Raw genomic sequence first — 26,190 nt, forward strand, 5'->3', positions numbered from 1 at the left:
ATTAGGGAAATGTGTATAGACCATTCAATGTAAGCTAATTAATTTATGGGAAATTCAATCACTAGGAGTAGCGATTGTCACTCATCTATCACAAAGACAACTTTTAAGGAGGACGATTAAAAGTGAAATTCATGCGGAATAAAGCTTTTAACGGCGACCCTAAATTACGGTACAAGATGTACAAGGTAGGGAAGACCTGGGTCTTCGCTGCATTGGCATCCTTTTCGTTATTAGGTGCAGGAACGATGTCAGCCAGTGCGGATGCAACGAGCACGGATGACGCAACCAGTAGTAGTAAAGTCGCCACATCAGCTGCCAGTTCAACAAGTTCGGTGGCGGATCAGCAGGAACAGAAGAGCGAATCAACAGCCAGTAGTGCTGACGCGAGCAGCGAGACTAGCGCTGCCAGTTCATCAGCCTCAAGCGCTTCATCTAATGCGGTAGTTGAATCTGCATCGGTTTCCGACGCCAGCAGTTCAGCTGCTTCATCATCAAGCAACACGAGTAGTGCCACCACGGCAACCGCCACTAGCGCTGTTACGACTAGTGCAGCAACGTCAACGACGGACGCTGCGAGCATCGCTTCTAGTGCCGCTGCCAACGTTAAGACGGATGTAACATTGAGTGCCAACGTGACCAAGACAGTTGCGAAGGTTGCGACGACTAAGAAGGCCGTTGTGACGCCCGTAGCTGAAAGCGATACCGTTACGGTGGGAACTTCTGACGAGACAAAAGTCGCCACGGATGCTGACAACGATGCAAGTGCCGCTGCTAGTGCGGCCGCTGCTGCCAAGGTCAGTGCCACGACGGCTAGTAGTTACGCAGCGCTGGTACCAACGAGTGACGTGAATAACGCTTACACGGCAACCAGTAGCTACGCAGCAAAGACGGACACGGCTTCTGAATTAACACATTACTACAGCAGTTTAGCTTCTGGTTACAAACAAGCGGTTGCTGATGGCATGGGCGATTCAGACAGCTTAATGAACAATTACGTGTCAGCCTTGACTGCAGCTAAATCAGCCGCAAGCAACGCTACGTCATACGCCAACCTGGCTTCCAGTACCGCAGCGATTGCCAAATCAGCCGCCGCTGTTGGTTTGAAAGATATGGTTAGCAGTGCCAACCTGCCAACGTTCTCAGCCGCTGCTGCAGCTAGCGAAGCAGCCATTGCTGCCGCCGCTGCCGCAAGTAGCGCTTACAACGCCACGCAATACGATACCAGTAACGCGGCGGCGGTTGCGGCCTATGCAACGGCCAACAGTGCCGCTTCAGACGCAGCCAACGCTTCATCCTTAGCAACATCCTTAGCTGGCGACGCCCAAGCCCAATACAGTGTGGCTAACAGCGCTGCTCTGAGTGGGGACTACGAAGCAGCTAGTGACGCGCTGATCTCAGCCAATGGGATTTCTAGTCAAGCACTAGATGCTTACAATGCGGCCAGCACGGCGAACTCAACTGCCCAATCCGCTGCCCTGACGGCAACGTCTCTGGCAGTTAGTGATTCAGCAGTGAAGGCATCTTCAAGCGCAGTTTTGGCCGCTGGTTATGCCAGTTCAGCCAACTCGTTTGCGTCAGAAGCTAGTGGCTACAAAGGGGACCAATCCGCTCAATACGCGGAAAGCGCTGCGTCATTTGCAGCAGCCGTCACCTCTTCCGCTAACCTGGCCAGCTCAGCCGCTTCAACGGCTGCCGCTGCAACCAGTGCCGCTGACGCTGCTTCATTAGCTCGGGTGGCTAGTTCGGCTGCTTCCGACGCTGCTTTGAACTTAGAAGGCGCTTCTAGTGCCGCTTCCTTGGCCGCAGCTTATGAAACGGACGCCCAAGGCATTGATGAAAACGAAGAAGAAGATACAAGTGCCATTGGTGGAACGACCAACACGCTGACGAGTTCATCGACAGCGGTGGGCGTGGGCCAGAGTGTTACGTTGACTAATTCTATGACATTAGGGGCATACGATTTCACGATAGGCATTGGAACATCGAAGTACAAGATTACTTCAGCTACTTACACTTGGTACGAATCAACCGATGGTAAGAATTGGACGGTTGCTTCAACCAGCTCATCCACGGCCACTTCACAGACGTTTACGCCAACCTACACTTCAGCTGGAACCTATTACTACTACTTGAAAGTTAATGGGCAAAAGAAAGCGTCAGGTACTTTTTCAAGTCATACAGCCAGCTTCTCAACGTCTTCCAACGTGATCACGGTTGTCGTTTCTGACGTCAACGGTAATTACACAGATCAAGCTTCGAGTGCCGCCGCTGCTGCAGATGCGACCGCTGCGTTAGCTTCCTCAATGGCTAGCTCAGCCAATGCGGCTTACGACCTGTTGGCCAGCACGACGGATCTTGTTTCCGACGTTACGGTCCAAGATTACGCTAGAAGTGCGGCTAACTACACGAAGGATACGGCTAGTTACGCAGCGTTGGCTGTGAAGGCCGCTACTGCTGCCAGCAGTGCAAGCAGTTTGGCAACTTCTTATGAAGCGGAAAATAATTACTCCGCTGCCCAATCCGCAGCACTCGATGCGATTGCTGCACAAGCAGATGCCGATTCATACGGTGTCTTGACGACTTCTGCCGCTGCAGATGCGACGAGATTAGTGGCAGATACCTACACGGCTGCTCAAAAGCAAGAAGCCGCTGCTAATTACTTGGCTTCCAGTTACGCTGCCGCTGCCGCTGGTGCGGCCAGTCAGGCACTTGATCAAGCCAACATTGCCAACTCCAATGCGGCCGATGCTGCCAACGCATTTGCTTCAGCACCGCTGTATCAAGAAGCGGCCTCTGCAGCTAATGCGGCTGCTATCGCTGCCAATACGGATGCAGCAAGCAACGCGTCAATGGCTGCTGTCAAGGCAAGTGAAGCGGCTTCCCATGCGGCAGCTGGTAGCTTAGCCGATGCCTCAACCGCCGCAGCTAACGCCAAAACGTATCTCAAATGGGCGACCGAAGCTGCTAGTTCTGGTGCTTCCGCAGCTGCTGAAGCAACCAAGATCATTGTGGATGGTCAATCCTCAGCAGTTAGTGTCAGTGCGGCTTCAACGGCTGTCATTGATGCTGCCGCTGCTACCAGTGCACAAGCAGCGGGATCCATCGCTGCTTCCTTAGCCGCTACGATGACAGAAAATACTAGTCTGGGTGGTTCTTACACGGCTGCCGCTGCTGCGTACGCACAGGACGCGCAGTACGCCGCCGCTGCTGCCGATGCAGCCACCAACGACGCCAACAGTTACATGGCAGCGGCCTCATCCGCAGTTGCCGCAGGAAGCTTCGCCGCAGCCAGTGAATACTCTACTGCCGCTGATGCAGAATTGGTTTCTGCCAGCCAGTTAGCTTCTGAAGCCACGGTAGCCGCCGCTGCTGCGACTGAAGCTGCTAGTTACGCGGTGCTTTATTCCAATAACTTGGGTAAGTATAAAGGGAAACCATCAGGGGATGCTTTTGTTCTGTTAGGAATGGTTGTCTCTGGTGGGTTTACACAACAGCCGACTGCCGTTACCTCAACCACTTCTGGCAAGACGATTAGCTTAACTTCGACTGCCAAAACGGGTCTGGGTGCCATTAACATCAGTCACTCAACGACTTGGTATACGCAGATCAATGGTAAGTGGGTAACACTTAAAGGGTCATCAGGTAGTATTAACGATGCGAGTGGAAAAGAAATTGCCACTTATACGGTCAAAGACAACACGCCGTGGTACGCTGGGCTAGCAACCGCTTCCAGCACGCTGACGGTGACAACGAGCGAAGACTTTACTGGTTCGCTGCTGTTCCAATCAGGCGCTGGTTTCTTAGGAACTAATACGGTAACTGGGGACTTTTACAGTAACTTAGCCCAGGTCGACGTTTACGACAGTGAAATTGCTGCCACGGGTATCACCATTGCCGGGGATGATTACATCCTGAATGGCTCAGATACGCAAACTGAAGGGGTCTTCACGGCAACGACCAATCCTGGCAACGCCACTGGGGACATCACTTGGACTAGTAGCGACGAATCCATTGCCACAGTCAGTGCTGATGGGACGGTAACGCCAACGTCCGCAGCCTCCGCTGGGAAAATTACGATTACAGCGACAATCACCAATGCTGATGGGACTTCATTCTCAGCCAGCAAAGATGTGACCATCGGTAATGGTTTAGCTGATCATGCGGTTAACGCCGGCGACGATTTGACCTGGTCACCAGAAATGGATACGACAAGTGATGGCACAAAGGTTTCATACCAGTGGTACTATTCCGCAACGGCCGGTAGCCAAGGCCAGAAGTTAACTGGTCAAACCAGTGAAACTCTGAACTTGACGGGTGCGACGGCTGGTAACCAAGGGTACTACACACTTGTTGTGACCAGTGGTAGCACGACCATGTCCCTGGGTCAGGCCTACCTGACAGTTAACACGACGCAAACTGATGCGGCTTCATCATCAGCAAGCTTAGCAGCTGATGCCGCAAACGAAGCTGGTCAATACGCAAGTGTGGCTAACTCCTACGCAGATCTGTCTACGGATTACGCAGTGAAGGGGTCAACGGCTTCTAGTTACGCTGCTGAAGCTGCAACGGCCGCATCGACAGCAACTTCTGCTGCAGCCGAGGCTTCGTCAGCCGCCGCCGCTGCTTCAACGGCTCACGCCAATGCTTCATCAGCCGAAGCAGCTAGTGATAACGCTGCAGCATCAAGTTACGCAGCCGAAGCTTCATCAGCCGCCGCTGCTGCTCAAACTGCCAAGGATCATGCTTCTAGCGCCGCTTCTGACGCACAGTCATATGCAAACATGGCTATTGCTGCAGATACGGATTCGGATAGTGATTCCGATAGCGAAAGTGATTCAGATTCGGATAGTGACAGCGACAGTGACTCAGATAGCGATAGTGATTCCGATTCCGACAGTGACTCAGATAGCGACAGCGATTCCGACTCTGACAGTGACTCAGATAGCGACAGCGACTCAGATAGCGACAGCGATTCGGACTCCGACAGTGACTCTGACAGCGACAGTGACTCCGATTCCGACAGTGATTCGGACTCCGACAGTGATTCCGACTCCGACAGTGACTCTGACAGCGACAGTGATTCAGATTCCGACAGTGATTCTGATAGCGACAGTGATTCCGACTCCGATAGTGATTCAGACTCAGACAGCGACAGTGATTCTGATAGCGACAGTGATTCAGACTCCGACAGCGACAGCGATTCAGATTCCGACAGCGACTCTGATTCCGATAGTGACTCCGATTCCGACAGTGACTCCGACAGTGATTCTGATAGCGACAGCGATTCCGATTCCGACAGTGACTCAGACTCCGACAGTGACTCCGACTCCGACAGCGACTCAGATTCCGACAGTGACTCTGATTCCGATAGTGATTCAGACTCCGACAGTGACTCTGACAGCGACAGTGATTCAGACTCCGATAGTGACTCAGACTCCGACAGCGATTCAGACTCTGACAGTGATTCCGATAGCGACAGCGACTCAGATTCCGACAGTGACTCTGACAGCGACAGTGATTCTGATTCCGATAGTGATTCAGACTCCGACAGTGACTCAGACTCTGACAGTGACTCAGACTCCGACAGTGACTCTGACAGCGACAGTGATTCCGACTCCGACAGTGACTCAGACTCCGACAGCGATTCTGACAGCGACAGTGATTCCGATTCCGACAGTGACTCTGATTCCGATAGCGACTCAGACTCTGACAGTGATTCAGACTCCGACAGTGACTCCGATAGCGACAGTGATTCCGATTCCGACAGCGACTCAGATTCCGACAGTGACTCAGACTCTGACAGTGACTCAGACTCCGACAGTGACTCTGACAGCGACAGTGATTCCGACTCCGACAGTGACTCAGACTCCGACAGCGATTCTGACAGCGACAGCGACTCAGATTCCGACAGTGACTCTGACAGCGACAGCGATTCAGATTCCGACAGCGATTCAGATTCCGACAGCGACTCAGACTCTGACAGCGACTCTGACAGTGACAGTGATTCCGACTCCGACAGTGACTCTGACAGCGACAGCGATTCAGACTCCGACAGTGATTCCGATAGTGATTCAGATAGCGACAGTGACTCAGACTCTGACAGCGATTCCGACAGCGACAGTGACTCTGACAGCGACAGCGATTCAGACTCCGACAGTGATTCCGATAGTGATTCAGATAGCGACAGTGACTCAGACTCTGACAGCGATTCCGACAGCGACAGCGATTCCGACAGCGACAGCGATTCCGATAGCGACTCAGACAGCGACAGTGATTCTGATTCCGACAGTGACTCGGACTCCGACAGTGATTCCGATTCCGACAGTGACTCAGACTCCGACAGTGACTCGGACTCCGACAGTGACTCAGACTCCGACAGCGATTCAGATAGCGACAGTGATTCAGACTCTGACAGCGATTCAGACTCCGATAGCGACTCAGACAGCGACAGTGATTCTGATTCCGACAGTGACTCGGACTCCGACAGTGATTCCGATTCCGACAGTGACTCAGACTCCGACAGTGACTCAGACTCTGATAGCGACTCAGACTCCGACAGCGATTCCGACTCCGACAGTGACTCCGATTCCGACAGTGATTCGGATTCCGACAGCGACTCCGATTCCGACAGTGACTCAGACAGCGACAGTGATTCAGATTCCGACAGTGACTCTGATTCCGATAGCGACTCTGATTCCGATAGCGACTCAGACAGCGACAGTGATTCAGATTCCGACAGTGACTCTGACAGCGACAGTGATTCCGATTCCGACAGTGACTCAGACAGCGACAGTGACTCGGACTCCGACAGTGACTCAGACTCTGACAGTGACTCAGACTCTGACAGTGACTCAGACTCTGACAGTGACTCAGATAGCGACAGTGACTCAGACTCTGACAGTGATTCTGACAGCGACAGTGATTCAGACTCTGACAGCGACAGCGACTCAGATTCCGACAGTGACTCAGATAGCGACAGTGATTCTGATTCCGACAGTGACTCAGATTCTGACAGCGACAGCGATTCCGATAGCGACTCAGACAGCGACAGTGACTCAGATAGCGACAGTGACTCGGACTCCGACAGCGACTCAGGTTCTGGCGGTGGTGATGGATCCAACAACGGTGGCGACTCCGACTCCGATAGCGGTTCCGATTCTGACAGCGACTCTGACAGTGATAGCGACTCTGATTCTGAACAAACTGGAAACGAGGGCGATTCTGGAAATGGTTCAGGTTCTGGCAACGGTTCAGGGTCAGGCAGTGGATCAGGCTCAGGTTCCGGTAGCGGTTCTGGCACTGGAACGGGTTCAGGTTCTGGTAGTGGCACTGGCGCAACTGGCACAACGACTAACACGGGTTCAGGCACGACGCCGGTTGCAGCAACAACCTTGAATTACGGTGGCGCTGCGAACACGGCTGCGGGCACTGCACCAATGGTTGATTTGACTGCTAGCTCACCAGCTACGGTAGCTGATACGGCAGCAAGTCCAGCAGACAGCAGCGACAAGTCTGCCAGTGACAAGGCTGCTACTGATAAATCAGCTAGCGACAAGACGGGCGACAAGTCTGGCACCACGAGTGGTAACGCCGCAGACTCAGCGACTGATGGGGACTCCGCAGTTAAATCAGCGGATAGCAACCACACGACTCTCTGGGGAGCAATTGCCGCTGCCATCGCCGCAGTAACTGGTGGCTCATGGTGGTACTTCGGCAAACGTGGCAAGCACGACAATTAACAAAAAGTAGGGTGACTGATTTAAAAATAAATCTGCCGCACTACCGATCAGCAAAGAGCACGTCTAAAAAAATTAGGCGTGCTTTTTTGCTGTCTGAAAAAGTTTGAATTCATCAATTAAATAGTCCTCACACAAATTAAAATGTGGATAGTTAAGCGTAAATTAAGCTTCGTGATAGATGTTGCGGTATAATAAAACTTATCATCGCAGTTTGTTCGTAAAGTGAGCAATCAATGGCGACATAAATACGGCTCTTGATTCAGATAAACACTGATATATCAGCATTTTATTCACCGCTCTATCAGTTGATTAATAAATAATGATAAGATAATGTAATTTGAATGAAAAATGTAAAAAAACAATAGTGCGTATGGTGAATTTGTGTTAACATGAATTTGTACAGAGAATAAACCAAACAAGCTATAATTCAATGATGATTATCTAACCAGGTAATGGTTATCGCCTTGATCGATTAAACCATTTAGCACCAAAGTAAGTAATGAAGAAGGGGGCTTCCTTGCCAATGAAAAAAGCATTGATCAAAGACTTCAAAGAGGCCGTGCAGGATTTAGGAAATTTGCAGGATCACGCCACGGGATTGACGACGCTAGCCGTATCGATTTCAGATCGACGACATCGGGCCGACGTTCAATTCATTCGGGCATCCAGCTTTAATCGTGCTTGGACAGACGCGGAGAAACTACTAGCGGGGGCACCGCAAGATGGTTGGATCCGGATTGAAGTGGTGCATGCCATCCAGCAGTTACCATTAGCGACCGTTCAACAGGAGCTGGCCGAGATGTCGCGCATGAATTACTGGCGCCGGGGCATTAGCTTCGATGAGGCTTTCCACACAGCACTGCTGGAGATGGAAATCAACGGCCATGAATTCTTTAAGCCCGGGAAGGACCACAAGATTGGGAAGAACCCTTCAGCTACTTGGATCGACTACCCCCACATCAGCAAGTACTTGAAACGGCGGAATGGGTCGCTGGATATCGACATCGCACAGGCCCAGCAAGTATGGGTGTTCACCACGTCCGGCATCTTCAGCGATGGCCAAAGTATTTGGCACTTGAATGACAGCGAAACTGGTGAAAAGGGAATTCGCCAATTAGTTAATCCACGACAAGAGTTACGTGATTACTTAGTTCAAGGAGAAGCCTTCCTGGCGCGTCAAATCAAAGATAGTGGTCAGTTTATTTACGGCTACTACCCCGGGCTCCAGCGAATCCTAAGTAGCTATAACAGCGTGCGGCATTTCTCGTCGATTTACGCACTATTGGAAGCGGTTGAGTTTACCGGCAACGTTGCCGATTTGGCCAAAGTGAAGGATGCTTTACAGTGGGGACTGCAAGAATTAACGTTAACGAAGGACGATGCCTTGTTCGCGGTGGAACACCGGAAGCAGGGGCCAGACGAAATCAAGCTGGGCGCGCAAGCAATGCTGATTCTGGCGCTTTGTAAATACCAAGAGGTCGCCCATGATGAGACCTTCTTACCCCAGGCCCAGCAGGTATTTAACGGGGTCGTGGCCTTTCGCCAAGCATCCGGCCGGTTCAACCACGTCTTGAACACGGATCTAACCGTTAAGGATGCCTTCCGTATCATCTATTATGAAGGAGAAATCACCTTCGCTCTGGCACGGTTGTACGAGCTGACCCATGACGAACAGGTGCTGGACACCGTGCAACAGTCTTTAGACTTCATGGTGGCCAACGACTATGGCAAGTACCATGATCACTGGATCTCATATGCGGTGAACGAGGCGCTACAGATTTTGCCTGACAATCGGGACTACATGCGGCTGGGATTGAAGAACGTGTACAGTCACTTAGCCTTCATCGAGGCGCGGGACACCGCTTATCCAACGTTGCTAGAGCTACTGAATGCGGCCGTTAAAATGACCGACATCATCAAGAAGACGGGGAATGCCGACTTACTAGAACCCTATGACCTGATTCGGTTACGGCGGGCCTGGAAAATGCGTGCGGAACATGAATTAGCAACGGGCGCGTTTCAACCTGAACTGGCCATGTACTTCTACGCACCAGCCAAATTTGTGGGGGGCTTCTTCGCCCGACACGACCATTTCCGTACCCGAATCGATGATTGCGAGCATTTCTTATCGGGACTCATTAACTACTACAACGACACTTACTGAGAGGAGCTGACACGATGGCAGTATTAACCACAGTCTTTGCGTATAAGAAAGTCCAATTTGCAATCCGGATGATGATCTACGTAGTGGTGGGCGTACTCGTGCTGGTGTTCCGGTGGCGGAACCGCAAGAAAACGCGCAAACGCATGGATGAGCGAACTGAGCATATGATGAAGCATACCAAGAAAAACGCTGACGGCAAGTACCCCTGGGAAGAGTAAGCAAAAACAGATTGGAGTGGAACGATGTTCTATTTTATTAATGAATACATCTTACAAAAGAATTCAAGCGTGGAGCACACGGCGATGAACCGCGTGAAGCTGTTTAACCATTACAAACGGCCCGCTAAGATTGTGACCAAGACCTACGACCGGTTGATCCACCAAACCATCAAGACGTTTGATGTGGCTGATAATGAAATCGTTAACATGTTTGATTTCTTCCAAGAAGCCACGGATCTAACTACCGAAAAAGTCTTGCACACCGATGATTTGAACCTGCCACTGTCTTCAGAAGTCATTGTTGGCGCGAACTTCAGTCAGGTGTTGGAAGGCGATACGCCCACCAGCAATGTCGGCTTCATTCCCGGCACCGTTGGCCGGGTCTTCTACCAAGAGTTCTTTGACGGCCAGGGCAACGTGATTGAAACCAACCTCTGGGACTGGCGGGGGTTCAAGTCAGCCACCCAGTACTTCGGGCAGAATGGCAAATTGATCTTACAACGCTACTACACGCCAACCGGCAAGACGACGTTGGAACAATTCTTTGTGCCCGATACCAATGGGAACCCATTGACCTCCCGGATGATTCTGAAGGATTACCGGGGCCGCGGCGACCTGTTCTTCCAGAACATCGACGACCTCTTCGTCTTCTTCCTGGCCGAACTCAGCAACCAAGACAGCGAGACGACCACCTTTATCAGCGACCGTCCTGGGACCGGGGTGCAGCCCTTACTGGCACTCAACGACAGCTCACACAAGTACGTCTACATTCCCATCAACCACGCCGTTGACCCGAATGATCCGATTCACGGCAAGCTGGATGGCTTCTTAGAACCAGCCTTTGAACACTTCAGCCACTTCGATGGGTTTATTACCCCAACGGAGCAACAGGCGGAACACCTGCGACAACGTTATGCCCAGGCCCAGGTCACGGCGATTCCAGCCGTGACGACGGTGCCACTTTCCAAGGAACGCGAGGCAGCTGTGGCCCAGATTCAACGACGGCCCCACAGCCTGCTCTACGTCGGGCGGATTGCGCCGGACAAGCAGATCGAACAATTATTACGGATGTTTGCACTGGTTAAGAATCAGATCAAGGATGCGACCTTTGACCTGTACGGCTACGGCGCACCAGAGTTCATGCAACAGATGGCCGGCGTAGTCGATGAACTGAAACTCAACGACAGCGTGTCCTTTAAGGATTACGACCCGCGGATGGCGGACCACTACGACCAGTATCAACTGTTGGTCAACATGTCCTATGCCGATGGGGCCCCGATGGCGATGCAAGAAGCCATGGACCACGCGATTCCCGTGATCACTTATCCGTTCAACTATGGACCAAGCGCGTTCATCAAGGACGGCGTTAACGGTTGTCTGATTGATCGTGGGAACTCACTGGCTATGGCCGACAAGATTCGGGAACTCTTCACGGACGACACCAAGCTAGCGGACTTGAGCCAAGCAGCCTATGACAGTGCCCATCAGAACTGGACGCAACGGAAAGTTTGGAACCGCTGGCAACGCTTATTACAGGCGTAGGAGGGAGCAGCTATGTATTACTTTTTAAACGACAATATGCAGTACTCAAAATCAGGGATTGAACACGCTGAAATCAACCGGCTCCACCTCTTTGAGAAGAATGGGGTGCCTGCCAAAATCGTGACGCGGGTCTTCTCCATGGAACTCTCCAAGATTATCGACCAAGCGGGAATTGATCCGGCCGGGTTTGTGAATCTTTTCCAATACTTCTGTGGCAGCGCAGACGTGCCAACGCAGCGATTCTCCTTGAATGAATTTTCACTGCCAAGTAACACGACGCAGACCCGTAAGGACAACCAGATTCAGGTGTTTGCCCAAGGGAAAATGTTAATGATCATTTACCTGCGGCAGGGGTCCGATGACATCAGTAACATCCAGTATTTCGACGTGAATGGGCGGACGCTCAAGATGGTCTGGTGGGACGTCCGGGGCTTCAAGTGTCTCGAACAGCTCTTTGACTGGGACGGCAAAATTGTTCAGGAACAGTACTATGGGCCGGATGGACTGGTGCACATCGAAAAGTGTCACCTGTTGAACCGGGCTGGCAAAGAACACCTCAGCTGGCGTGTCCTGAACTACCGGAACCGCGACTGGGTCTTCAACGGCATGAGCGCCTTGACGCGGTTCTTCTACGACGAATTGAACGACAACGGCGAGCAGAACGTCTACATCTGTGACCGGACGGTGGAATGTGACTGGGCGCTCTTCAACATGCAGACGCCGGCGTTCCGAGTGCTTCACCTGCACAACGACCACGTGGCGGACCCTAGCGACATGCTGCATTCGCCACTGAACAACAACTATCAAAATGCCCTGATGAACTGGGACAAGTGGGACGCCGTGATTTCCTCGACGCCGGAACAGTCACAGGACATCGAGGACCGGTTCGGCAAGGCAATTCCGGCCTTTACGATTCCCGTGGGCTTCGTGACGGATGAACAGTTGGCAGAGACGCATCAAGCCTTTGGCCAACGCCAGAAGCATCTGGTCGTTCACGTGGCACGGTTGGCCCCTGAAAAGCAACAAAACCATTCGATTCAGGCCTTTGCCCAGGTCCACCAGAAGTTCCCGGATGCGCGGTTGGAACTCTGGGGTTACGCCAACGGTGACATTGGGAAGACCTTCAAGCAGGAGGCGGCGGACCTCGGCTTGACCAACGTGGTGAGCTTCAAGGGCTACACGCACGATATTGCGGCCGTTTATGACCGGGCACAATTAGGGCTACTCCCAAGTCGGGCGGAAGGGTTCTCCCTGATGCTGCTGGAAGCCCAGTCACACGGGTTGCCGATGGTGGCCAACGACGTGAAGTACGGACCTAGCGACATCATCGACAACAACGTCAGTGGCCGCTTGACGACCGATGGCGACGTGCAGGGCCTGGCAGATGCCATGCTGGATCTATTGGGCAATCAGGATGAATTGGCGGCTTACAGTGAAGCCGCTTATGAAAATGCCAAGCGTTACTCCGAGGAGGCGGTGTTTAAGCAGTGGCAAGCCTTGTTGACTTACTTTAAGGAAAAGACTGACGAAGCTGTTGAGGCTTAGGTATCGTAGCTTTAGTAAGTAAAGTCATCAGTTGTTTTGTTGAATGGGGGATGAGCAGGTGGTGCTGAATGAATCGTTTTTATCGATGAAAGAAATTGCAGCTGTTGTGGGCGGTAAGTGGTTGATTTTACCTAAAAATTTAGATGAAGTCGTCAAAAACTATGCCGTGTATACAGGAGAGCTTTTACAAGAAAATCAGGCTAACTTGTTTTTCGCAATGGATGGTCCAACTTGGCTGAAAGGAACTGGAAATGGTGGTGTGTACGCCGCCTCAACAGTGGATACACACACAAAGGTCAAAGGAATTCAAGAGCTTCTGAAAATGGTTATTGTTCAGCACTTGATTCCTGATGTTCAGGTTCCTCAGCTTCAGGTTGAAGATTCTTATGTTGCAATGAACAAATTATTCGCAGTCGTTAATGCCAATCATATCGGAAAAAATATTGGGGTCACTGGGACAGTTGGAAAGAGTACTGTCAAGAATCTATTGGCTGATTTGTTAAGTCAAAAGGTACCAACTCATAAGACACCTTCAAATTATAATTCGCGGACATGTGCCAAGGTTACCGTTTTAAATAACGGCAAAGCACAGATCAACGTTCTTGAAATTGCGGTTTCAGCGCTCTGGTATGGCAAAAATAGAGTGGGAATCGCCGCAGATGTGCCACTTGATTTGGCAATTTTAACTCAGGTGGGTGTTGGTCAACGCGGTTATGATGCTCACCAGATGGCAGATTTTAAGAGTCGTATTGCCTATGGATTAAGACCTGGGAAACCATTCTTAGTGAATGGAGATATTGAGAATATCAATGAAGTTATTGAATTGGCTCATCGATATACGCAAGATATTATCACTTATGGCTTTTCAGAAAGCTGTGATTTTAAGGCTGTGATACAAGATGATTCTGATTTAGTTGTATATGTCGAGGGTAAGCAACTGGTCAAGATGAGTGTCCAGGGATTTGATAAAGGGCTCGCCTCAAATGTGGTGGCGGTCGTGTCTGCCTATCATTTATTGATGGGTCAAATCAGTGAATCCCAGGTGACGTATCTTGAAAATCAGTGTCAGAAATTAACTAGCCGCAAGACACATGAAATTGTTGTCAACAAGCAGAAACTAAAGATCATCGACGACACACACAATGCAGAGCTACTTTCGATGAAGAACTTTATAGACTATGCGGAAAATTTACCAGTGAGTTCGCAGACAAAGAAAATCTTTATTGTGGGACGAATCGTGAATTTAGGGAAGCAAGCTGAGGCTGTTTATTTAGAATTAGCTAAAGTGTTTAATCGGGCACATTTTCAGCGAATTTACACATACGGGCCAGATATAAACGTATTGGATGAGCATCTAAGCAAGGACGTGTTTGGTGGTCATTTTGATAAGGTAGGTCCGCTGGTACAAACTGTAGCTCAACAAATAACTGAAAATGAACTTGTCTTTATTAAGGGATCTAGTCGCCAATCGCGTATTGGATTAATTGGTAACCGGTTAGCTCGAGACAGTCAGTATATCGCGGAAGGTGGCAATGCGTTTGCCATGTCTGATTTACAAACGAGTAATTGTGCGTACAGTAGAAACGGTGTTGGTCGCTTGCTAGTTATCCTAGAATGTCTGGAACGACTGTCGAGTGGTCAGTTGCACTTACTAGATGCGGTGCCAATTAAACGTATATTGGCAAATGATTCGAGCGTTAACAAAGTTGGCTTACAACAGGGTGAACGTTTAACCATTTGGTCACTATTAAGTGTCGCACTGGTTGCACCGACCCCAGATATTCTGATTAATCTTGCGGAATTTATGGGTGGTAGTTTGTCAGGCGCACAAGAAATGCTGTCAGCCAAATCACAGGCCCTTAATCTTTCTGAACGTGCGGTGGTTAATTTGACGGGACGGCCAACCAGAAAGCCACAAAGGACATATTTGCGTGATCTTGAAAAAATTGGCGAAGCTTTTGCCAAGGTACCAAATGAGTTCTTTAGTCTGTTAGGGTTGCAGCGTGCACAGTTACGTACCGATGGTAAGCTCTATCAGAAAAGGTCAAGACTATTGGAAAATCGTCTTGTTATTGGGTCAATCTTCTTTGGGGCAAATGAAGCAAACGGTCTGCTTTTTCTAAACAGTGCAACTGGCAGACAGGTGTTGGCATTTATTAATAGTCCTGAGGCAAATGCAGTCAGTGAGGCTGTTAAACAGCACCAGACTAGTTTTCCGTTGATTGAGAGTTAGTAAAAGTATTGGGGGGAATCATTATGGATAAAACAACGAGTTTAGTGGTTGATATCGATGGCACCTTGTGTGATTTGAAGACTGCGGAACAGACGTATTTAGACGTGACACCCAAGGCCAGTATGATTGAGAAAATGCGGGAGTATCAAGCAGCTGGCTATCACATCATCTTGTTCACCTCGCGACAAATGCGGACGTACGCGGGGAACCTCGGCAAAATCAACAAGTACACGGCACCCATGACCCAAGAGTGGCTCGCCAAGTACGACGTGCCTTACGACGAAATTATTTTCGGTAAGCCGTGGGCGGGTCGCGGGGGCTACTACATTGACGACCGGGCCTTTCGTCCAAGCGAACTGTTAAAGCATTCACCAGAAGAGCTGGCAGATTTGGTTGAAAAGGAGCGTGACATCCATTGACTAAAACTTTGTTAATGCTTTCCGCAGCTGAAATCGCGGATGATATGCAGACGACGTTCGGGACGATTTATCCAGCCATGATTCCGGTGACGGATGGCCAACGGATCATTGACCGAACCGTAGCCCAGTATCAGGCGGACTATAACTTATACGTGGCAGTCAGTGCCAGTGATGACTCGGTCGCAGCTTATATTGATCAAAAAAATTTACCAGTCACACCCATCAAGGTGGCCAGTGGACTGAACCTGAGTGAAGCCGTTGCCCAAGCCTTTCACAGCTTACAAGCGCAAACGACGGTGGACGAACTGACCATCATCTTCGGTGACACGGTGGTCAAGGCTCAAAACCTCTCACGACCGGATACAATCTTTACGCACGCGGTCAGCGATGCCGGACGGTGGACCACGGTGACCTACGATGACCAGCAGCACGTGGTCTTCGCGGACAAGGTGGTTCAGGACTCAACCCAGGCAAACTTTGACGCGGCCGTGGGAGTGTTCAACTTCAGTGCCGGTCAGGAACTGGTTGAGCAGTGGCAGGGCGCCAAGTCCTTCTACGAAAACTTACGGATCTACGACGAGCAACATCCATTAACGGTGGCCGAGACCGACCAGTGGTTGGACTTTGGGCATAGTGATAAATATGTGGAAGCCAAGCAGGTCGAAGCACGGTTCTTTAACAAGACCAACATTGACTTTAAACGGGGCATCATTCGCAAGGAAAGTACCGATGTGGATAAGTTCTTGGGTGAAGTCAAATGGTACCTGAAGTTGCCTAAACGGCTCTCCTACATTGCGCCGCGAATCTTCGACTACTCGTTGAACTACAACGCACCGTTCGTGGAGATGGAATACTTCTCCTACGAAAGCCTGCACAACCTCTTTCTCTATGGGAACTTTGAGCTAGGGTTCTGGCGGGAAATTATCGACGAGCTCTTCTTCCTGCGCTCAGAAATGAACGACTATCAGGTCGAGGTCAACCAGGATGAATATCAGGCGACGGTCAGCGACATGTACCTGGACAAGACGGTCAATCGGCTTCATCGCCTGATTGATGAAGACGACTTCTACGCCACGATTGCGGATAAGCCGCTGGTCATCAATGGCGAGACCTATCCCAGCATCAATGAGATCATTGCGGCATTACCAACGGTTCTCGAGCAGAGTGGCGTGCTACAGGGCAACACGTTTGCGGTGATTCATGGCGATTTCTGCATGACCAACATTTTGTATGACAACACCAAGCACGTGATGCGGTTGATTGATCCGCGGGGCAAGTTTGGCAAGTTCGACATCTATGGGGATGCCAAGTACGATTACGCGAAGCTGATGCACAGCTTCTCCGGCAAGTACGACTGCATCATCTCGGATATGTTCAACGTGGATGCCGATGAGACCGGGCGGCTGGACTACGGTCTGAACGTCACCGGAAACGAAGAGGCGATTGGGCATTTATTTGAGGAAAAATTGCAAGAGCATCTTGGGGATGCCCACGCTTACCAGCAGATTCAGTTGATTGAGTCCTTGCTATTCCTGAGTATGATTCCGTTGCACAAGGATAAGCCGGAACGACAGAAGGCCATGTTGGCGGTTGGGGTCACCAAGTTTGCCCCATTTATGGTAAAAGTAATGGAGGGATGAAGTTGCAGGTTGTGATTACGATGGCGGGACAGGGCTCACGCTTTAGAAAGGTGGGATACACCGTTCCCAAACATGAAATCGAGGTCCGGGGCAAGAGTCTCTTCGAGTGGGCCATGCTCTCCTTAAAGGATTTCGTGAATGAAAAATTTGTCTTCGTTGTGCGGGAAGGTCAGTATCAGCCGGATAATCTCCGCAAGTTGATTCAAAAGGCCGGCATTCACCGTTACAAGATCGTGACGGTATCTGAAGTGACTCGTGGGCAGGCGGCGACCGTGATGGCCGCGGCGTCCGTCTTGAATCCCAAGGATAGTCTGGCGGTCTATAACATCGACACCTACGTCTTACCCGGCCACATTCTCCGCGAAGACTTACGGGGCTGTGACGGCAACCTGACAACCTTTACAGCACCCGGTGACCACTGGTCCTTTGTGGAACTGGACGACGCGGGTAAGGTCACGGACGTGGTGGAAAAGCGGCGCGTCTCAGAGCACGCGTCGGTGGGCTTCTACTACTTCAATACCTTCGGCGACTTCGTAGAGATTTATCGACACTACGGGGATGCCATCCAGGCGGAGTACGGCGAGGTCTACGTGGCACCGATGTATCACTACCTGCTCAAGCAACAGGCGAAGATTACCTATACGGACATCCCGTTTAACACGGTGCATGTCCTGGGGACGCCAGAGGAACTGGCGGTGTTTAAGGAGGCAGCGACAGAATGAGACCAGCTGTGTGGGCTGCCGTTTGTGGCGCAGTCAGAGATGAGTTAGATGTGCGGTTGATTTTGGATTACTTGCTTCGTTGTCGGCAAGCGGGAACGATTCAGGGTATCGTCTTCTCCACCTGGGAGGGTGAACTAGAGAAGGAACCCGGCGTTGCGCAGTTGCTAGCCGATAATGGCGTGACCGTAGTCAAGACCCGGCCAATCGACCGTGTAGTGGGGGACATTAAGACAAATGCCGTAAATTATTGGCGACAGGCCACCCAGTTGCAACGGGCTTTGGATGTAATCCCGGCTGATGCAATTGTTTTGAAGACGCGAACGGATCGGGCAATGCCCGTTACACGTAAACTGGTTGAAATGTTGGCGGACGAAGATCCTTTGCCCTTGGTGGAAGAAAGCAAGCAACGGCTGAATTTGCCGGCATTTCCGGCAGTTTTCACGCACCAAGTTGCTGCGTTTCGACCACGGACTAATCGTGCGTTTCAATTCACTGATTTTGCCTTCATGGGGTACAGTCAGGACCTACGGAAAATGTTACACTTTGAGGTCCCAGAATTTTATTTCTCACGGTATTTAAACGCCAACATGTTATTTTTTATTGTCACGTTTGTCCGGGACTACCCCATCGTTAAGGACTACGAACGGCGAATCAAATATGAAGCACTAATTCCTGAATTAGATCGGTACACGGCCGCGGGTGGTGACCAGTTTCCTGAGTTTTTAAAGCGGTTTTATGCCGTTTATCTGGGTATCTTGGCAACGCATTTCCGGTTGGGGAGTTTGTGGCCAGAGGGACTCAAGACAATTTCACTCCCCGTTGAGTTTACAGACTTCTTTCATGGAGCGGCTAATCGCCACCTAACGCACTCTAGCTTAGGAACGTTAATAAATAGTGCAGAGGTTGTTAATGACTTCATTACCCAGCCAACAAATCAAGTCAGTGCAACGACATTGGCGGTACTGCAAAAGATGCATACCGCTACTCGCCAGACATTTGAGCGGGCGACACCGGCCGAAATCTTAGATTTAAAGGCTTATACGCGTAATTCTAAATTTTCTACCCAACCGTGGCTTCTTAACGGGCAAGTGATTGAAGACCGGCAACCCCCAAAATATGCGAAAACGATGGCGTATCATTTTCCTGGTATCTCTGACCAAGAACAAAAAACACTGTGGGAACAGTGTGCGGCTGTTGGCTCGACAGATCGGGTCTTGCTTGAGTTTTGGTTAAATCATCAGATAACGCCTGAAGATTCAGCTGCCTACTTATCCAGTGGTGCCAAAGATGGTTTGCCATTAAGCATTCTGGTGATGATGCGATTGTTACGGAAAAATTATTTGCATGCGAATGATGCAGCCGAAATTTTACGTGTCAACAATACGCAGGGAAAGTTAAATCGGCAGCACGGCGGTGGTAATATCCAGATAACGTGTTACGTCTTGAATCGTGTTTTATATTTACAGAAGAGTGGTCAAGAGATTCCACGTGAATTGGATTTGCAGGTGGATTATTATCTACGTCGTTACATGACAAGTGAAAAAAGTGATGAGGTTAAACAAGCGCTTGCCAAACATCCCGCACGTTTGATACAAATTTTTGATGCGCAAATTGCGCATGCAATTGAGATAAATAAGCCAGTGGTTCATCGAAGACTCATTGAATTGGCGTTGGAATTAACGGGAAATCGTAAGTATTGGGAATTACTGCAGCCTTTGTTTACTGATAAGGAGACGACCATCCGTGGTGTTTATGAATATTCAGTAGCTCAAGGCTTACTACTGCGTGGCGAATAAGCAATTTTGGAGGGGATTTTATGCGGTCTGTGTGGGCAATGGTCTGTGGAAACATTCGTGATCAAGTAGATTTTAGTTTGATGCTGGACTACCTGTTACGCTGCCGAGAACAAGGAATTATCCAGGGAATCGTCGTGAGTACTTGGGAACATGAATTTGATCAATTGGGCGATCTCCAGATGAAGTTAGCGTTGAATGATGTGGCCATTGTGATGTCGCCAACCAATGATGCTTTGGTTGCGGATATGCATGCGAATTCGGTTAACTATTGGCGTCAGGCAAAACAAATGCAGGCGGCTTTGGACTTGATTCCAACGGATGCAATTGTCATCAAGACACGAACAGATCGGGCATTACCGGCGACTAAGCGACTGGTAGCTATGCTAGATGAAGCAGATCCTCTACCACTTGTGGGGGATAAAGTGAAGGCTAAAAATCTGACACAGATTCCACAAGTCTTTGAACACCAGATTGCTATTTTTAAAGCACGGACTGGTAGGATTCTGCAATTCACCGATTTCGCTTTCATGGGGTACAGCAAAGATATTCGAAAACTAACGAACTTTGATATTGCAGATTTGACCTTCACCCGAGGAATTGTGGCCAATATCCAATTCTTTATCTATCCTTTCATTCGGGACTATCCGATTATTCGTGATTATTATCGCGTAATTGACTTCTACCCATTGCTGAAGGATTTAGCGGTTTATACGAAAAATGGGGGGACAGAATTCCCTAAATTCTTCGAGCGCGTTTACGCCGTGTATTTTGGGCTATTAGCCAGTCATTTTCGAATTGGTAGTTTACAGGACGCAAAGTCTTTGGGGGAAGTGACCAAACCAATTGAGTTTCCGGATTTGTTTCACTCTGGGCAAGGAAAGCACTTGGTACATGATGCCTTGGGCGTGACCCTGAATTCACAAGTTATTTTGGATCAATTTATGATGCAATCAACGCAGCCAGTTGCGACTGAAAAGTCGCGTAAACACTGGTGGCAGAAGCAAACAGCTGCTCAGCAAGCGCAACCGGAGATTCAACAAGCTTCAACTAAACATGTTCTTGAAAACATCCAACGGCTGTCGTCGGCGATGTTAGATCGCGTGACCAATGAAGAATTGCTTGAATTGAAATCCTTTGCTGAAAAGGAAGATTTTTCCAGTCATCACTGGCTACGAATTAAGCGACCAATTTTAGCGGAGCAACCAGAAACTTATAAGTCGTCGATTCGGTATGCTTTGCCGGGAATTAGCGCGGCAGAGCAAGAAAGCTTATGGCGTGAATGTGAAGAGAGTACGAGTGCCAACCAAGTGCTTTATCGGTACTGGTTGCACCACGATATCAAGCCACAGGATTCTCCAGCCTACTTGATGAGCACTGCACGAACGGATAATCGCTTTAGTATTTTAACGGTGACCCGGTTATTGCGACAGGGGTTGGTGGATGATAAGACGCGAGCAGAGGTTTTACGAATTAACAATTTTTTTGGCAGCTTTCACGTTCGACATGGCCGGATGAACGCAGAAATTGCGGGCTATATACTGGCTAGATACATGTACCTGGTTGAAAATGATTTGAAAATCTCTGCGATGGCGGGCGAACAAGCGCGGTATGCATTTAAGCGATTTCTGCCAAATCAGTTTGAAAACTTTAAGCAACTTGTTCAGCAGCCTGAAGAAATGATCACGTTTTTTGATCGTGAGATTGCTAATCGTGCGGGTAAACAATCCGCTAGACAAAGGGTGATTGAAATGGCATTGGAAATCACTCATGAAGATAAGTACTGGCAATTATTGGAAAAGCAATTCAATGGTCGGTATGAAGGTTACGAGTATGCCTATCGTTATGGCGTTAAGTGGCAGTTAATTTAGAAGGAAATGAAAAAATATAAGTAATTGGAGGGGTCGTTGTGGCGGAACTTAGTATGCGGCAAGTTCATGATATCGTTGGTGGTCAGTGGGTGGAGGCGCCTGTTGATGAGACAGAAACGATTCAACACTACGGGCTGTATTCAGGTGAAATTCGACGGGACATCGGAGCAAAAAATCTTTTGTTTGCCATGTCCTTGGAGAATTGGCGTAAAGGTTCTGGAAACTCAGGGGTCTATTTAAACACGTTCAAAGACAATCATGAGAAAGTGAGAAGCTTACATGATTATCTAAAGATGGCGATTGTGGAGCACCCAGTAGCTGATACCAATGTGCCACAGTTAGTCGTCCCAGATGCCTACCAAGCAATGGAACAATTGTTGCGGGCGACATTGCCCGACTATCAAGGTAAAAATGTGGGTGTCACCGGTTCAGTCGGGAAGAGTACCACGAAGACACTGATTGCTTACCTGTTAGCACACCTAGGTCGGACCATGAGCTCGGTTGGTAATCATAATTCACGGACGAGTGGGAAAATCCAAGGACTCAATCACGAACAAGGCGATTATAACGTCTTTGAATTGGCAGCGATGGCATTTAATTATCGTGAACCCGGTGCCGAGAGAATTGGTGTTGCGTCGTTGATTCCGTTTGATTTGGCTGTGTTAACGCAAATTGATGCCGGTCAAAAAGGCTGGGATGCGCGGTTGACGGCAGATGTTAAAACGCGAATGGGGGCTGGTTTGAAGCCGGGGAAACCCTTCTTAGTCAATTCAGCCATTAAGAATTTAGATGAAGTGGATAGCTTTGTTAGACGTTATACGGATAACTTGGTTACTTATGGAACTAATCCAACCAGTGATTATTTAGGTCGTATGTCTAAGGATGGTCAGCTCACGTTGTCCTACAAGGGAAAGCCACTCGCACAAGTAGATGCGACTGGCTTGGACGAAGGAATGGTCAGTGACATGATTGCCGCTTTGGCAAGCTATCATCTACTGGGCGGTCAGATGACCACTGATGTCTTGCAAGACTTTGGCGAAAAGTGTGCGAAGACCAGTACTAGAAAAGTTAGTCAATTCACTGCTAACGGTCACCAGGTCACTATCATTGATGATACGCACAATGCTGAGCTGTTATCTATTAAGAACTTTATTAAGTATGCCAAGCATTATGAAAATGGTAAACGAGTCAAAAAGTTATTTATTGAAGGTCGGGTTATTAATCTCAGAGACATCTCAGTCAAAACGCACACGGAAGTGACCCAACTGTTGAACGCTGCACAGTTTGATCAGTTCTATACCTACGGGCCGGAAATGGACTGGGTGATTCCTGCAGCTGATTTTAATAGCTTTGGCGGGTACTTTACCAATCCAGATGAGACGACGCATGCACTGGCTAAGGAACTGGATACAGACTTAGTGATCTTTATCAAAGGTGACAGTCGAAACAGTTCAATCAATCTGATTGCTCAGAATATTACGGATAATCTAGCGTACTATGCAAGCGAGAAAAGTCATTTTGCAATGAGTCTTAGTCAGCAGAATGCACAGGCCTACAGCAGAAATGGTGTCGGCCGACTGTTAGTTATGCTGACCATCATGGAACGCTTGGCTGCTGGCAAACTACAGTTAACGGATTCTTTAAAAATCACCAATGCTATGCCTAAGGATCACAGCAAACGTAAAATTGGGTTGGAAAAGGGTGCCAGTTATACCGTGTTTGAATTACTTTCAACTGCCATGGTCGCCTCTGCACCAGATGTTGTCACGAATTTAGCCGAGTACCTCTATGGTGGTAGTTCCAAGGTGATTTTACAGAAATTAAAGCAGCAGGCCACAGAACTAGGATTGTCCGACCAAGCAGTTACCAACATTACAGGTCGGCCAGGGAAACAACCCCAACGGACAACCCTAAGCGATTTAGAAAAAATCGGGGCCGCCTTTACGGACCTCCCTAACGGTGTCTTTAGCTTGCTGAGCACCCAACAAGTGATGTTTAACGGCAAATTCTACCACAAACGGTCACAACTGTTTAAGACAGGGAAGATTGTGGGATCTGTCTTTAATGATTGGCGTGAACGGTCGGGACTGTATTTCACGCAGGATGCGCGGGGAAAGCAGGCAATTGCCTTTGTCAATAGTCCACACCAAAGCTACGTTGACGCGGTCGTGGAAGATTGGGTCGATTCCCAAACGGATAGTCGCGCTGAGCTTCCCGTGATTGAACCGATTAATCTGACATCGCCCGTGGTGAATGTCTTGGCGGACACTTACTTTGGTGAAGACTATACGCGGCGGCGAGAAAATCATGGGCAGGAGGATGCCTTGCAGAAATATGGGTATAGTCATTCTTTGGCTAAGATTGGCAAATTCTTTAGTCCGGATGCCTATAACGTTTTGAACTTTGAAGCCGTCTTTGCTGAGGGCACGAGTCCACTAGACAACGTAAAACCCTTTGTGTTGGATGCGAAGGCTGAACCGACGCTGGCAGAGTTCAAACAACGACACTTTAACTTAGCTATGCTAGGGAACAATCACGCCAATGATTATGGCCCTCAAGCTTTGACCCGGACGCTGGCTGCCTTTAATGAAGCCGGTATGTCCACGGTTGGGGCCGGAAATAATCGGTTGGATAGTCGCAAATTTATTGCGTTCAACTATGATGGGCACAAGGTTGCCCTCTTCAATGGTTATTGGTATCGGAACCCGGCTTACAATTTGTTTGATTTTTATGCTAAGGATCAGCAGGCCGGGGTGAACTGTCTGGATACACTGATGATTAATGACATCCAACGGTACAAGCAGGCTAATCCCGACGCTAAGGTGATTGTTAGTGCCCATTGGGGAACTGACTATGGTGAGATTAAGGCGGCTCAACAGGAAACGGCTAACCGACTGATCTTGGCAGGTGCAGACCTGATTATTGGTCACGGGCCTCATCGGCTACAACCGATTACCTATGTTGGGGCAGCACCGGTTCTTTACAGTATTGGTAATGGGGCGTTTAACAATAACGGCGAATTCAAGAAACGAGACGTACCACCTTACGCAGCCATTGTGCGCTTAAACATTGCGAAGCAAGAACTGTATTGGTGCCCGATTTATGCGGACAATCGTGAGACCTTCTGGCAGCCAGACTTTGTGTCAGACGAAGATTTTGAAACGGTTCGGGCGTTTAACGGTCCGAAGTTTAAGACGACGAAATTAGGTGATGGCATTAATGCGGTAGTTGTGCCGTTTTAAAATAACGTGAGAGAGAGGGGGAACATCTGTTGAAAATAGTTAAGCGGGTGACGCTACTCATCCTCCTAGCGGCCGTTGTCGGCACCGCCATGTGGGGGATGACCAAGATGTACCGGGCTATGTTCGGTAACAATCACTACTACCAGCGGTCACGAGCGTACACGACGCAGGACAGTCTGCTGAATCAGAAAATGGTTTCACGGTCAAAGATGGTGCAGCTGACCAATCTGACGCATGGCACCCAGTACACGGGTAATACAAGTCTGGACCAAGCAGCGAAGACCTATCGTTACCAGGTAGGCAAGGAGAAAATTAGTAACTTTATGGGAACGGATGCGACTCTCCAGCTCTACACGGAGTCCAAGCTCATGACCAAGTCGATGGTGCAGGATGCGGCGACCTTTTGGAATACGCTAGCTGGTCAAAAAATTGTGACGGTGGTGGCTAGCGCCAAGCAGAGTGACGAGGTCATTCACGACACGAAGACCGATGACAAATCGCTGGGCGGTCAGACCTATGACCGCCAGGGGATGGTCTTCCATCCGGCCAATTGGAAATCGGCGGGTCTGTCAACTGCCGAAGAACAAGACTGGCGCGAAGCCGTTTTGATTCGTGAAATCGGACACGCGCTGGGGATACCAAGTTTGGGTGGTGGCAAGTTAGGGAATAATGCCTTTGTTCACGGGAAGATTGGCTCAGAGGTCATGAGCTACTGGTCCGTGGGCAGTGCGGCCCCCGCCATCAATAAGCAGGGCGTTAAGAGCACGGGCATGGATGGTGCGGCCTTGGCGTTAGCCGGATTAGGCTGGAAGCGGCCCCAACGTTTAGCCCAATGGGTATATACAGATCAAACACCATTCGTGCTATATCATGATGGCAAAATCAGTTCCACATTTAAGTAAGATAGTTTGGGAAAGCGGACGAAGCGGGTCGAGCAGCGACCATGAAGATAAACTCCCGGGAAAATGCGGTTTCTCGGTTGAGATAAATGCATGCGGCAACTCATGGTCGAAGGGCGTTCGTGTAAGTGAAAACGGCTTTACTGTTTGAAGAATTTCGACA

Annotated in this window: 13 protein-coding genes; all 13 read left to right on the top strand. The window is 49.5% G+C overall.

What is annotated here, in order from left to right:
- Positions 1-131: 131 nt before the first annotated feature.
- The 13 genes from ACEPST_RS11185 (at position 132) to ACEPST_RS11245 (ending at position 26,030) form a co-directional block, all read left to right on the top strand.
- Positions 132-7,739 (top strand): KxYKxGKxW signal peptide domain-containing protein, encoded by a 7,608-nt coding sequence (locus ACEPST_RS11185; RefSeq protein WP_395390829.1) that lies wholly within the window; start codon positions 132-134, stop codon positions 7,737-7,739.
- Between the two features lie 523 nt (positions 7,740-8,262).
- A complete protein-coding gene (locus ACEPST_RS11190) occupies positions 8,263-9,903 on the top strand; it encodes a glycosyl transferase family 1 (protein ID WP_395390831.1) in 1,641 nt (546 codons plus the stop codon).
- Positions 9,904-9,917: 14 nt separating this feature from the next.
- On the top strand, positions 9,918-10,121 hold the full coding sequence (locus ACEPST_RS11195) for a hypothetical protein (RefSeq protein WP_125763137.1): 204 nt from the start codon (positions 9,918-9,920) through the stop codon (positions 10,119-10,121).
- A 24-nt stretch (positions 10,122-10,145) separates the two neighbouring features.
- A complete protein-coding gene (gene asp1, locus ACEPST_RS11200; protein ID WP_204121794.1) occupies positions 10,146-11,663 on the top strand; it encodes an accessory Sec system glycosyltransferase Asp1 in 1,518 nt (505 codons plus the stop codon).
- A gap of 12 nt (positions 11,664-11,675) precedes the next feature.
- On the top strand, positions 11,676-13,208 hold the full coding sequence (locus ACEPST_RS11205) for a glycosyltransferase family 4 protein (protein ID WP_204121793.1): 1,533 nt from the start codon (positions 11,676-11,678) through the stop codon (positions 13,206-13,208).
- A 43-nt stretch (positions 13,209-13,251) separates the two neighbouring features.
- Positions 13,252-15,441 (top strand): Mur ligase family protein, encoded by a 2,190-nt coding sequence (locus tag ACEPST_RS11210; RefSeq protein WP_204121792.1) that lies wholly within the window; start codon positions 13,252-13,254, stop codon positions 15,439-15,441.
- Positions 15,442-15,464: 23 nt separating this feature from the next.
- Positions 15,465-15,860 carry a capsular biosynthesis protein gene (locus tag ACEPST_RS11215; RefSeq protein WP_125763131.1) on the top strand — a complete coding sequence of 132 codons (396 nt, stop codon included), beginning with the start codon at positions 15,465-15,467 and terminating at the stop codon, positions 15,858-15,860.
- Entirely contained in the window at positions 15,857-17,500 is a 1,644-nt protein-coding gene (locus ACEPST_RS11220; protein ID WP_204121791.1) for a hypothetical protein, read from the top strand. The genes ACEPST_RS11215 and ACEPST_RS11220 overlap by 4 nt, the downstream gene beginning before the upstream one ends.
- A complete protein-coding gene (locus ACEPST_RS11225; protein ID WP_395390835.1) occupies positions 17,497-18,222 on the top strand; it encodes a glycosyltransferase family 2 protein in 726 nt (241 codons plus the stop codon). Before ACEPST_RS11220 ends, ACEPST_RS11225 begins: the two co-directional genes overlap by 4 nt.
- Entirely contained in the window at positions 18,219-20,018 is a 1,800-nt protein-coding gene (locus tag ACEPST_RS11230; RefSeq protein WP_204121789.1) for a hypothetical protein, read from the top strand. The genes ACEPST_RS11225 and ACEPST_RS11230 overlap by 4 nt, the downstream gene beginning before the upstream one ends.
- A 20-nt stretch (positions 20,019-20,038) precedes the next feature.
- On the top strand, positions 20,039-21,886 hold the full coding sequence (locus ACEPST_RS11235) for a hypothetical protein (protein ID WP_395390837.1): 1,848 nt from the start codon (positions 20,039-20,041) through the stop codon (positions 21,884-21,886).
- Between the two features lie 38 nt (positions 21,887-21,924).
- Positions 21,925-25,128, top strand: coding sequence for a CapA family protein (locus tag ACEPST_RS11240; protein ID WP_204121787.1), 3,204 nt, complete (start codon positions 21,925-21,927; stop codon positions 25,126-25,128).
- Positions 25,129-25,157: 29 nt separating this feature from the next.
- Entirely contained in the window at positions 25,158-26,030 is an 873-nt protein-coding gene (locus ACEPST_RS11245) for a hypothetical protein (protein ID WP_239064535.1), read from the top strand.
- Positions 26,031-26,190 lie beyond the last annotated feature (160 nt).

This window comes from Levilactobacillus sp. FUA 3915 (assembly GCF_044053135.1).
Lineage (GTDB): Bacteria > Bacillota > Bacilli > Lactobacillales > Lactobacillaceae > Levilactobacillus > Levilactobacillus lanxiensis.